Origin of the sequence: Acetobacter sp. KSO5 (assembly GCF_044094635.1) — a bacterium.
Taxonomy (GTDB): Bacteria; Pseudomonadota; Alphaproteobacteria; order Acetobacterales; family Acetobacteraceae; genus Acetobacter; species Acetobacter cerevisiae.
In genome coordinates this window covers 867,694-880,015 of record NZ_CP172014.1, presented here as the reverse complement: position 1 = coordinate 880,015, position 12,322 = coordinate 867,694, and the positions used below count along the sequence as shown (strand labels likewise).

The 12,322-nt window shown below is 59.1% G+C and carries 9 protein-coding genes; 5 read left to right on the top strand and 4 right to left on the bottom strand.

The window, feature by feature from the left end:
• The first annotated feature begins 170 nt into the window (after positions 1-170).
• The gene (locus ACHQGU_RS04030; RefSeq protein ID WP_395495962.1) at positions 171-1,772 is read left to right on the top strand and encodes a B12-binding domain-containing radical SAM protein; all 1,602 of its coding nucleotides are present in this window, start codon (positions 171-173) and stop codon (positions 1,770-1,772) included.
• Between the two features lie 221 nt (positions 1,773-1,993).
• Here the strand turns inward: ACHQGU_RS04030 and ACHQGU_RS04025 are convergent, their stop codons facing one another.
• Both ACHQGU_RS04025 and typA read right to left on the bottom strand, forming a co-directional pair.
• Entirely contained in the window at positions 1,994-2,293 is a 300-nt protein-coding gene (locus ACHQGU_RS04025; RefSeq protein WP_395495961.1) for a hypothetical protein, read from the bottom strand.
• Positions 2,294-2,575: 282 nt separating this feature from the next.
• Positions 2,576-4,399: a translational GTPase TypA gene (gene typA, locus ACHQGU_RS04020; RefSeq protein WP_062142556.1), complete on the bottom strand. Its 1,824-nt coding sequence runs from the start codon at positions 4,397-4,399 to the stop codon at positions 2,576-2,578.
• Positions 4,400-4,695: 296 nt separating this feature from the next.
• Between typA and ACHQGU_RS04015 the strand changes: the two genes are divergently transcribed.
• The 3 genes from ACHQGU_RS04015 to ACHQGU_RS04005 are packed head-to-tail and all read left to right on the top strand — an operon-like array spanning position 4,696 to position 7,111.
• Complete coding sequence (locus ACHQGU_RS04015; protein ID WP_062142559.1) at positions 4,696-5,007, top strand: FeoA family protein; 312 nt, start codon at positions 4,696-4,698, stop codon at positions 5,005-5,007.
• Positions 5,004-6,842: a ferrous iron transport protein B gene (gene feoB, locus ACHQGU_RS04010; RefSeq protein WP_395495960.1), complete on the top strand. Its 1,839-nt coding sequence runs from the start codon at positions 5,004-5,006 to the stop codon at positions 6,840-6,842. Before ACHQGU_RS04015 ends, feoB begins: the two co-directional genes overlap by 4 nt.
• A gap of 29 nt (positions 6,843-6,871) precedes the next feature.
• Complete coding sequence (locus ACHQGU_RS04005) at positions 6,872-7,111, top strand: DUF6587 family protein (RefSeq protein ID WP_062142566.1); 240 nt, start codon at positions 6,872-6,874, stop codon at positions 7,109-7,111.
• 112 nt (positions 7,112-7,223) lie between these two features.
• On the opposite strand, the gene ACHQGU_RS04000 is transcribed toward ACHQGU_RS04005, so the two are convergent.
• On the bottom strand, positions 7,224-9,608 hold the full coding sequence (locus ACHQGU_RS04000) for a TonB-dependent receptor (protein ID WP_395495959.1): 2,385 nt from the start codon (positions 9,606-9,608) through the stop codon (positions 7,224-7,226).
• A 258-nt stretch (positions 9,609-9,866) separates the two neighbouring features.
• On the opposite strand from ACHQGU_RS04000, the gene ACHQGU_RS03995 reads away from it, so the two are divergent.
• A complete protein-coding gene (locus ACHQGU_RS03995) occupies positions 9,867-11,024 on the top strand; it encodes an MFS transporter (protein ID WP_395495958.1) in 1,158 nt (385 codons plus the stop codon).
• Positions 11,025-11,036: 12 nt separating this feature from the next.
• Here ACHQGU_RS03995 and ACHQGU_RS03990 read toward each other — a convergent pair whose 3' ends face one another.
• Positions 11,037-12,266: an SMP-30/gluconolactonase/LRE family protein gene (locus ACHQGU_RS03990; protein WP_395495957.1), complete on the bottom strand. Its 1,230-nt coding sequence runs from the start codon at positions 12,264-12,266 to the stop codon at positions 11,037-11,039.
• Positions 12,267-12,322 lie beyond the last annotated feature (56 nt).

The window sequence follows — 12,322 nt, the reverse complement described above, 5'->3', positions numbered from 1 at the left end:
GGTATAGCCGTTTAGCCCCTTCCTCCAACGCAGGTAAGATCGGGCATCTCCGGCATATCGTTCCCCTAAAACTGAACCAGGCCCGTCTGTGGTCCGGCGCGCTTTCGAACAAAGCAGGCATTCTCCGGCTTTGTTCGTAATCAGCTGTTTTATCTGAGGATTTCTCCCTGATGACCGACAGCTGCAAGGTCTTGATGATCTTCCCGCTTTTCAACTCAGGTTCGTTCTGGAACTACAAGGAAGCCTGCGATCTGACCGGCGCACGCTACCCGGCAGCCCCCCTTGGGCTGATTACCGTGGCAGCCCTGTTACCTAAGAACTGGGACGTCAGACTGGTCAACCGCAACACGGAAGAGCTGACGGAAGAAGATTTCGCCTGGGCCGATATGGTCATGACCGGCGGCATGCTTCCGCAAAGAAACGATGCCCTGCATCTCATCGACAAGTGCCGCACAAGCGGCAAGCCGGTGGTGGTCGGTGGTCCTGATGTCACATCCAGTCCCGACATCTATAAGGCCGCGCATTTTCAGGTTCTCGGTGAAGCTGAAGAAATCATGGTCAATTTCATCTCTGCATGGCGGAACGGGGCCACGGGAGGTGTTTTTGTAGCGCCCATGGGGAAGACGGATGTCACGAAAAGTCCTCTGCCCCGTTTTGACCTGCTGAAGATGGATCAGTATCTGCATGTCGGGATTCAGTTCTCGCGCGGGTGCCCGTTCAGTTGTGAATTCTGCGATATCATCGAGCTGTATGGCCGCGTCCCCCGCACCAAGACAACCGAACAGGTCATGGCTGAGCTGGATGCGCTCTATGCCCTCGGCTATCGCGGCCATGTGGATTTTGTTGACGATAACCTGATTGGCAACAAAAAAGCGCTGAGGAAATTTCTGCCAGATCTGAAGCGCTGGCAGGACGAAAAACGCTTCCCGTTCGAGTTTTCGACCGAAGCATCAATCAATCTTGCCGATGATGCCGAGCTGCTGCGTGACCTTGCCGAGAGCAACTTTTTTGCCGTGTTTGTCGGCATTGAAAGTCCGGACACAGACACGCTGATCATGACGCAGAAAAAGCAGAATACGCGCCGGAGTTTGCAGCAAAGCATCGAGACCATTCATGGAGCCGGAATTTTTGTGAATGCCGGCTTCATTGTCGGTTTTGATAGCGAGAAGGGCAGTGTCGCTCCGGGTATGATCGCCTGTATCGAAGATACGGCAATCCCTGTCTGCATGGTCGGCCTGCTTTATGCCCTGCCCACCACCCAGCTCACACGCCGACTGCTGGCTGAAGGACGCCTCTTCTCTGACGACGGGCAAACGCAATCAGGCGACCAGTGCACCGCCGGACTGAATTTTGAGACCAACCGCCCCCGCCGGGATGTGCTTGACGATTACAGGGCAGTCCTCAGGACAATCTATGAGCCGACCGCCTATTTTGGCCGCGTACGTCGGCTGGGGCGTATGCTCAAACGCAAGCGGGCTCATCGGATGATTAAGGGAGATCTTCGCAGTTTCGTCCGACTGCTGTTTCGCATTCATCGGGCCGGGCCGGGAACGGCGGGGCAATTCTGGCGCATGCTGGTGGATTGCGCCCTGCATAACCCCAAAGCCTTGCCGTATGTAGTCATGACAAGTGCGCTCTACCTGCATCTCGGGCCGTTTGCACGGCAGGTCGTCGCTGAGATTGATCAGGAAATCGTCAAGATTGATCAGGGTCACTGGCAGATGCCATCCCTCCAGCAGACGCCTGTCGAGGAACACGCTCAGCTTGCCTGAGCACGAATCGCGCTCCCTCATGCGACAACGCTAAACTGCCTGCCGCATCTTCATTTTCTGCTCGTCTGAAAACACTATGGCGTCAGTATGCAGACTGGGACGATAACCCTCTGGTGACGAAGATATGCCAAACAAAAAGGGCCGGAGGAACAATCCCCCGGCCCTTTTTGCAGGACACAAGGCCCGAAGGCCCCGTATCGCTTATCCGTGTTCCGCTCTGATTACTGAGCAGACGTGTCGGAAGAAGATGCGTCAGAAGAAGCAGCTTTCTTGCTCTTCTTGCCATGGTGCTTACCGTGGTGGTGCTTCTTCTTGCCTTTTTTCTTGGTGCCTTCTTCTTTAGCAGCTTCCGGTGCGGCTGCAGGAGCAGCGGAGTCAGCGGAAGGAGCAGCAGGAGCTTCAGCAGCCGGTGCGGCAGGAGCAGGAGCAGCAGGAGCTTCCTGAGCGAAGGACGGAGCAGCGAAGCCCATCAGAGCGACGGTGGACAGAGCTGCGAGAAGGCGACGAGAAATCATAATCATGTCTCCAAAAATATCTGAGACGTCAGGGGTCCCGACCAGTACGCCAGAAGTCCGTATGACGAGCTGCATCCGTCTGGCTGGCAGCTTGGATAGCATGACAGCTTCTTCACGTCTCGGATTAAAATTCAGATAGACCAGTAGGTTGCCGTGGGTGTGACACCCGGAAACCTTCATCTCGCCACAATGATTTTAAGGCGTGAAGGGAATGCATCCCTGCCCGCACACCCTTTACGGGCAGACCGGCATGGCAGGGATGCACATCTTACGTAAAACGCGGAAGGGTCAGTCTTTGTTGCCTGAGCGTTCGCGCTTCTTGCGTTCATTGGGGTCAAGGTAACGCTTACGCAGACGGATGGCAGACGGGGTCACTTCCACCAGCTCATCGTCTTCAATGTAGGCAATCGCCTGCTCCAGAGACATCCGGCGCGGCGGCGTCAGGAACAGGGCGTCGTCCTTACCGGACGCACGCATGTTGGTCAGCTTCTTTTCGCGAACACCGTTCACTTCCAGATCGTTTTCGCGGGAATGCTCACCAATGATCATGCCGACATAGACTTTTTCGCCAGCATCCACGAACAGCGTGCCACGGTCCTGCAGAGAGAACAGGGAGTACGTCGTGGTGCTGCCGTCTTCTGCGGAAATCAGGGATCCGTTACGGCGGCCTTCAATGGTGCCGGCATAGGGCTGATAGCCGTGGAACAGACGGTTCATGATGCCCGTGCCGCGCGTGTCGGTCAGGAATTCACCATGATAGCCGATCAGCCCGCGAGACGGGATGATGAAGGTCAGACGCACCTTGTCGCCACCGGAGGGACGCATGTCCTGCATCTGGCCTTTACGCAGAGACATCTTCTCCACGACCACGCCGGAATAGGGTTCGTCCACGTCAATGGTGACTTCTTCGAACGGCTCTTCGCGCTCACCGGTTTCCTCGTTGGTGCGATACAGCACGCGGGGACGACCAATGGTCAGCTCAAAGCCTTCACGGCGCATGGTTTCAATCAGCACGCCCAGCTGAAGTTCACCACGGCCAGCCACTTCAAACGCTTCGCTTTCCGGGCTGTCTGTCACGCGGATGGCGATGTTGCTTTCCGTTTCCTTGAACAGACGGTCACGAATCTGGCGAGACGTCACCTTCTTGCCTTCACGGCCACCCATCGGGCCATCGTTCAGGCGGAACGTCATGGACAGCGTCGGCGGGTCAACCGGAATAGCGTGCAGCGGCTCGGCCACTTCCGGGGCAGCAATCGTGTCAGGAATGGTGGCTTCGGACAGACCAGCAACGGCAACAATGTCACCGGCTTCCACTTCCTCAACGCCCACGCGGTCCAGACCACGGAAGGACAGCAGCTTGGTCAGACGACCCGTTTCCACAACGGAGCCATCAGCGCGCAGAACCTTAACCGGCATGTTAACGCGTGCACGGCCCTGTTCGACGCGGCCCGTGAGCACGCGGCCCAGGAAGTTGTCGTTCTCAAGGATGGTGGCCGTCATGGCGAACGGCTTTTCCTTGTCCAGCACCGGAGCCGGAACGTGCTTGAGGATCAGGTCGAACATCGGGCTGAGGTCTTTACGCGGACCTTCCAGCTCAACATCGGCCCAGCCCTGACGGCCAGAGGCATACAGCATCGGGAAGTCGAGCTGTTCGTCATTCGCACCGAGGGCAGCGAACAGATCGAACACTTCGTTGTGCACTTCGTCCGGACGGGCATCGCCACGGTCAATCTTGTTGACCACAACAATCGGCTTCAGGCCACGGGCCAGAGCCTTGCCAACCACAAACTTGGTCTGCGGCAGCGCGCCCTCAGCAGAGTCAACCAGCACCACAGCGCCGTCCACCATGCTCAGAATACGTTCCACTTCCCCGCCGAAGTCGGCGTGTCCGGGGGTGTCGATGATGTTGATGCGCGTGTCTTTCCAGACAACGGACGTGCACTTGGCAAGAATGGTAATACCACGCTCACGTTCCAGATCATTGCTGTCCATGGCGCGTTCAGCAACGTGCTGATGCTCATGGAACGAGCCAGACTGTTTCAGCAGTTCATCAACGAGAGTCGTCTTGCCATGATCGACGTGAGCAATGATGGCGATATTGCGGATATCCATGAAAAAGGCCTGATTTTCCCTACACGCTATGCCGCCGCCGACTGTCTCTTTGTCGGGGCGGTTGGTCGCGGTCTATAATTTCGCTGGCCTGTTGATAATCTCCAGCGCGGAATATTGCACGTAAAATCCTCACAAGGTCCGCAACTCTTCTGCGCCATATCCCCTCCACGCCCTGCTGGCAGAGGGTTTTTACCCCCTTCATCACAGGGGTGTGATATTGGACAGCGGGCATAAATGGAATTAAGGATCACTCTCAACACCACACGTCCCACCCGCCACAGCAGGACAACGCAACCGTGCGCCTGAACGAGCTTCCCCTTGAGTGTCAGGGCATTATCGACCACGTCGCGCCCGCAACCCCGGCAGACCCCATTGCCCGGCGGCTGGAGGAATTTGGCTTTGTTCCCGGTGAGCCTGTGAAAGTTGTCGCCTTCGGCCCCTTTGGGGGAGACCCGATGGCGGTGGAAATCGGCTTTACCCGCTTCGCCCTCCGCCGGTCGGAAGCCGCCCGCGTGGTGATGCAGGCCCCGCAGGACTCCGCAGAGACCCTCAACGCACTGGACCCGGCCCTGCACACAGCGCCCCCCGCCCAGACGGAGGAGGCATGACCAGCACCCTGCCCCTGCGCGTCGCGCTGGTTGGTAACCCCAACTGCGGCAAGACAGCCCTTTTCAATCAGCTGACCGGCAGCCGCCAGAAAGTGGCGAACTATGCGGGCGTCACGGTGGAGCGCAAGGCCGGCCGCCTGACCACACCCGCAGGCCGCCCCGTACAAATTCTGGATCTGCCGGGCACCTATAGCCTGAACGCCACCAGCCCGGATGAGGCCGTCACCCGCGATGTCTGCCGGGGTGTCTATAAAGGTGAGCCCGCGCCCGACCTGCTGATCAGCGTTCTGGCCGCCACCAACCTCCGCCTGCATCTGCGCTTTGCGCTGGAACTGCGCCAGCTTGGCCGCCCCATGATGATCGTGCTCAATATGATTGACGCGGTGCGGAAGCAGGGGCTGGAAATTGATGTGCCGCGCCTGCAGGCGGAACTGGGCGTGCCCGTCGTTACCGCCATTGGCGTCAAACGTGGCGGGGCCGCCAGCATTGTGCAGGCACTGGACGAACCCGTGCCCCCTCCTCCGGCCCCGCTGCCCGAGGGCACGGATCTGCACACCGAAATCCGCCGCCTGATGGCCCTGTGCGTCCGCCGCACCTCCACCCGCCACCCGCAGTTTGATGCCCGGCTGGACCGCTGGGTGCTGCACCCCGTCTGGGGCATGCTCATCCTGCTCGTGCTGCTGTTCATTATGTTTCAGGCGGTGTTCTCATGGGCCCAGCCTTTCATGGACCTGCTGCAAAACGGCATGGACCAGCTGGGCGAATTTGTCGGCACGCTGCTACCCGAAGGCATTCTGCGCAGCCTGCTTGTGGAAGGCATTATTGCCGGGGCGGGCACGGTGATTGTCTTCCTGCCGCAAATCCTCATCCTGTTCCTGTGGATTCTGGCACTGGAAGAATCCGGCTACCTGCCCCGCGCGGCCTTCATGCTGGATAAGCTGATGGCCTCTGCCGGGCTGAGCGGCCGCTCCTTCATCCCGCTGCTCTCCAGCTTTGCCTGTGCGGTGCCGGGCATCATGTCCACCCGCACCATTCAGAACCCGCGGGACCGGATGGTGACCATCCTCATTGCCCCGCTGATGACGTGTTCAGCCCGCCTGCCGGTCTATGCGTTGCTGATTGCAGCCTTTGTGCCCTCCCGCACGGTGCTGGGGCTGTTCAACCTGCATGGGCTGGTGCTGTTCGCGCTCTATGCCGCCGGTGTGCTGAGCGCGCTGGTGGTCGCCCGCGTTCTCAAAAAGCGGGACACGGCAGAGCACCCGCTGCTGATGGAACTGCCCAGCTACCGCGTGCCCGGCCTGCAAAGCCTGTGTATTGAACTCTGGCAGCGGGCCCGCATTTTCCTCTCCCGCGTGGGCACCATCATCGTCACGCTCAGCGTCATCATGTGGGCGCTCTCCAGCTTCCCCGCCCCGCCTGCCGGTGCCGTTGGCCCGGCCATTGACTGGAGTCTGGCAGGCCGCATTGGCCACCTCATGCTGCCGCTCTTCGCCTTTATCGGCTTCAACTGGCAGATTTGCGTGGCCCTTATCCCCGGTCTGGCGGCGCGAGAAGTGGCTGTGAGCGGTCTGGCGACGGTCTATTCCGTTGGCGCGTCTGAAGGCGATGCCGCAACCCAGCTTGCCCCCCTGCTCTCGGCCCACTGGAGCCTTGCAACGGCATTCTCTTTGCTGGCATGGTATGTGTATGCGCCGCAGTGCTTCTCAACCCTTGCGGTCATCCGGCGGGAAACCGGGTCCTGGCGTCTGGTCTGGGTCTCTGTGGCTTACCTCTTCGGGCTGGCCTATCTGGCCTCTTTCCTGACCTACCACATCACCCGCTTCTTCACCGGCTAACGCCCACGGCTGATAACAGGAGGACACCTGTGACACAGATTATCCTCGTTGCTCTGATCGTCGTTTTCTGCGCGGCCTACTGGCTGCAAAAGCTGGCTCCGGCAACCCTTGTGCCCTTCTGGCGCACGCTTGCGGGCCTGCTGCGTAACACCCAACATCTGACCGGCCTGCGCGCCCGCGCCGAACGGCTGGCAACCCCCGGCGGCCTCCGCACCGGCTGCGGGAGTTGCAAGAATTGTGACAGCAGCAAGGGCGGCGGCTGTCACTAAGAACGCAAAAAAGGAAATGCCCCGTATAAGGCATTTCCTTTTTTATGCGGTATTCCTGTTACCACACGGGCCTGCCGGACCTCAGCCCGACAAACCCGCTCTGTAAAAAACCTCAGTAGGTAAAGCTGACTTCACCCAGGAACATTCTCCCCGCAGAGGGCGTTGCACGGTTGGAAAACAGGCTCTGATAGTTCAGACGGTTAGCAAGGTTGTAGCCGTTCATAGACACTTTCCAGTGCCTGTCGAAACGGTGAGAAATCACCGCGCTGAAGTCCAGATTGGCGGGGGCACGCAGTGTGTTGGCCGTATTAAGCCAGACATGCTGACGCCACGTGACACCACCCCCAAACGAGATATTATACGGCGTGTGGGCAAACGCATTATAGACCGACCACAGCGTGGCCTGATTATGCGGCACATACTGAACATTCTTGCCACGGTTGGCTTTGGTGGCGGAATAGGTCGTGTCACTGTCATACAGGGCGTAGGTGGCCGTAATATTCCAGCCCGGCAAAATGATGCCACCCACGGACAATTCCAGTCCCTGATTGCGCTGACGGTCAGATGAGCCCTGCACTTCCCCCGTCACCGGGTCGGCATTCATCGTGTTGCCTTTATCCAGCCGGAATACAGAGGCCGTCGCGCCAATCCGGTCATGGAACAGGCTGTATTTGGCCCCAAGTTCGTAAAGCTGAGATTTTTCCGGGCTGGCGAAGGAGTTTGTGCCGGGGCGGATCGGCACAGACCCGTTGGTGACATACATCCCCATCGGCGTGGTGGAACTGGCCCATGTGAAGTAGTAGGTCTGATGTTCATCCGGCGTTGCCACAAGGCTGACATTGGGGTTGAACACACCGCTGACATCATGGAAGTGGCTATCAGGGTTTTTCGCAACATCGCCCCCCGTCAGATTGTAGCTTGTCTGCCAGCGGTCCCAGCGGAACCCGCCTTTGACGGAAAGCCAGTTTGTCAGCCAGATCTGGTCAAACAGAAACAGGCCGGTATCAAACCCGTAGCCGCTGCTATGAGATTTGGCATGGAGGCTGCCCAGAGACACCAGACCAGCCGGATTGCTATCCCCCGGCACGAGGTCAAGGTTCCCCACATACGGGTTGGGATTGATGAGGCTGGCATAGGGTTTGGGGTTCAGATAGGTGGACTGTGAGCGCACGTCATTCACGCGCTCAATATCAACCCCGGCCACAAGCTGATGCCGCAGAAAACCTGTGTTGAAGTTGGCCACCATGGACGCAACATTCTGCACGGACCAGCTTTTCTGCTCATACGGCAGCGGCGCCATATAGGTGCCCGGCCCGCTGCCGTTCCCGGCACCTGACGGACCAGAACGCGCAACAAGAGCCGCCGCCGGGTCACCATTGAAATAGTTGTTCACGCAGGTCGTGTCACACGTGGCTTTGGAGGCCGCAAAGGTCCGGTAATACTGGCCGCCGCGCAGATCATCATAAATGGTAATATGGTCGTTTACCTTATAGGTGAAACGCGCGGTTTCCATATTATCGTTCGTGGCGTTCTGGTCGTTATTGGTGCCGTACCAGTTGGTCCGCTTCACACCATATTCCGTAATAGGCATGCCGTAGGACGCACCCGGTTTTGTGACAACCGGCACCCCAAAATCAGGCACGGAATTTTCCTGCTGGTGCATATATTGCAGAACCAGCGTCGCACGCTTGCCCAGACCAAAGGCGATGGACGGGGCTACACCCCAGCGATGCGAATAGATGTAGTCCCGCCCGACAACATTATGCTCATCGCCCATCCCTGTCAGGCGGAAGGCGGTCGAGCTGTCCAGCTTCTGATTAATATCCAGCGTGCCCCGATAATAGCTGCCGGAACCGCCCGTAAATTCAGAGGAATAATGGTTCTGCAAACCCGGCGTCTTGGTCACCATATTAATGGCGCCCCCGGTGGTGCCATTCCCGAACACTTCCGAGGACGGGCCCTTGATGACGGACACAGAATCAAAATTGAAAGAGTCACGGGAATAAACCCCAAAATCCCTTAGTCCGTCCTCATAGATATCATTCTGAGCCTGAAAGCCCCGGATCAGGAACTGGTCTCCGTTCATGCCGCCCGCGCCCTCCCCGATGGAGGACGTCACACCGGGAACATTCCGCAACGCTTCATCCAGAGACTTCACATTTTGCTGGCGCATAAGCGCCTGCGGCACAACGTTGATGTTCTGAGGCGTATGCATCACGTCCTGCGGCATACGGGAAAGTCCGACGGAATCATGCATGGTGTTAAAGCCATGACCGGTTACGATCAGGCGTTCTTCATCCGTCGCATCTACACTGCCAACGCGCGTGGCCGGTGTGACGGCCGCAGCTTCCGTTTTATGGCGTTTGTTCTCGCGCTTAGAGGACTTCCTGTTCTCGTCATGCAGCGTATCAGACGAGGACGCCCATGCATGCGCTGAAAAAAAGAGAACCCCTGCAACAGATACCGGCGTGAGATACGCCTTGTATATCCTTGTCATTCACCTGCCCTTTGGAAGTATGTCAAACTTGACACACATAAATAGCAAATGAGAATTGTTCTCAATTAATTTTTTACGAAACTCCTCTCGCACATAACAGGGTTGTGATTTTTGAAGTCCCTTTAAGAAAACATCCGCCATGTTCGCCAGCCGGGAAAGAGCATAAAAAGCCGCACGGCTTTAAAATTCTGATATTCAAAAGCCCTGCCGGTGTGTGCCCATACACTGGCCTTTTTTCCAACGGTGTCTGGCCTGCTCTTGCTTCCTTCTGCTTCTTCTCCCACGCGTTCCCGTCTGCCCATTCTCTCCCTTGTTTCTGTCGGGATGATTTTCGGTCTGACCTACGGGCTCAGCACGCCACTCCTTACATTTTCCCTGCTGGACCACGGGTACGGCCCGCATACCATTGCCGCTCTGGCCATGATGCACGGCGTCGGGGTGCTGGGCATCGCCCCGTTCCTGCCCCGGCTGGCCGGATGGGTGGGGCCGCGCACGGTTCTGCTGGCAGCGCTGGGCTGCACCGCCGTAACACTCCTGCTGTTCCCTCTTGTGCCGTCTGTCTGGTTCTGGTTCCCCCTCCGCCTTGTGCTGGGGATCGCGACCGAGAGCATGCTCATCATGTCGGAAAGCTGGCTGAACCAGAGCACGGATGACAGCAATCGCACGCGCACCATGGGGTTTTACAGCGCCATGCTCTCCTCAGGCTTTGCCATTGGCCCGGTGCTGCTCACGCTGGTGGGGCGGCATGGGGTAGCTCCGTTCGCCATCACCAGTGTGTTTGTGCTGGCAGCCTTTGCCATGGTGAGCATGCCGTGGATGCGTGCGCCCAAGCCAGAGCGCCCGGCCCATAGCGGCCTGTGGCGCTATATCGGGATGGCCCCCATTGCCATTTGCGTCACGCTGCTCATGGCCATGCTGGAAGCGGCAAGCTCCGCCTTCCTGCCACTCTACGCCCTGCATACGGGCTGGTCGGAACGTCAGGCGACTCTGCTGCTCTCCGTCATGCTGCTGGGGGCCATTGTGTTGCAGGCCCCGTTGGGCTGGCTGGCAGACCGGCTAAAAAACCCGCGTGCGCTGCTCATCACCCTCGGCACGGCCTCCACGCTGGGGGCGTGCCTCTGGCCGCTTGCCATTGGCACTCCGGCGCTGGCCTATCCGCTGCTGTTTGTGTGGGATGGACTGTTTGCGGCACTCTATACCGTCGCTATGTCCGTGGTCGGCAGCCGGTTTTCCGGGGGAGACCTCGTCTCTGTTTACGCCGCCACCTCTGTTGCGTGGGGGCTTGGGTCCTTTATGGGACCGGGCATGGCCGGCTCCGCCATGGCGTTTTCTCCCACAAGCGGCCTGCCCTTGTTTGTGGCCTGCGCCTGTGGGTTGTTTACGCTGCTGCCCGTCTTCCTGAAAAACCGCGCCTGATCACGCAGCGCGTTACGCTGCGCCCGCGCCCTGCGTGTTGACCTGAAGGCGATAGAGGGATTCCCCCGCGCACATAAACAGCCAGTTCCGCTTCGGGCCGCCAAAGGTGAGGTTGGACACCCCGTGCGGCAGGCGGATCCGGCCAATCAGCTGACCTTCCGGGTTGAACACAAACACCCCGCACAGCCCCAGCGGGCCGCTGGCCCCGCACCAGAGATTGCCGAAGATATCGGCCTTCATCCCGTCCGGCCCCATCTGCACACCCTGAAAATGCATGTTGGTAAACAGGCGCGGGTTGGAGAGCGTGTTGTCCTTGTGCACATCATACACATGCACGGCCTGATCACCCTCATGCCCATACCCGCCCGGCTGCTTGCCGGAGGAAATGACGTACAGGCGTGAATGATCGGGCGAGAAGCACAGTCCATTGGGGTTGGGCAACTGCTCCTGCGTCAGCACACATTCAATCCGGCCTGAAGGATCAATCCGGAAGGTATGGTCGGCCTGCCGCTTCACGCCGCCAAGCTCGCCAATCAACTCCTCGCCAATCCGCCAGCGAATATGGCCGTCCGGGTTGGCCTCACCACCCGGTTCATCCGCGTGGCCTTCGGTAAAGCCATCGCCATAGCCGGGGTCGGTAAACCAGATGCTGCCGTCCGGGTGGGCAATCACATCATTCGGGGAGTTCAGGGCGTGGCCTTCATACCGGTCGGCCAGCACGCGCACAGAACCGTCATGCTCCCAGCGAATCACACGGCGCAGGAAGTGCTCGCAGGAAATCTGGCGACCCTGATAGTCAAACGTGTTGCCGTTGGAATGGTAGGATTCCGGGCGAAACACCGTGACCTCACCCGTCTCCCACAAATAGCGATACTGGCGGCTGGTCACGGTATCACTCAGCAGCAGATACCGGCCCTCGGCAGACCAGGCCGGACCCTCCAGCCAGGTGCCCTGATCCCACACCCGGTGCAGGGTTGCGGCCCCAAACAGCAGGTCCCGGAAGGAGCGATCAATCACAATCACATCCGGGTCCGGCGTGTAGCCCGGTGGTGCCCCCGGCCCCCACTGGCGTGGGGGTGTGGTGGTTACATCCGCAGGGCGGGCTGTTTCCGGCTGCGGCGGGGCCGCAGCATGGTCCGCCGCCTGCGCGAGCGAGGAAACCGCAAGCCCCGTCGGAACGCAGGCAAGCCCCTGCAAAACCGTCCGGCGCGGCATAATCCTGCGGCGTGTCGCCTTAGCCATTGTGTCTGACTCCTGCCTCATCAGGCACACCATCGGCGGGTACGCCTTTATTTTCC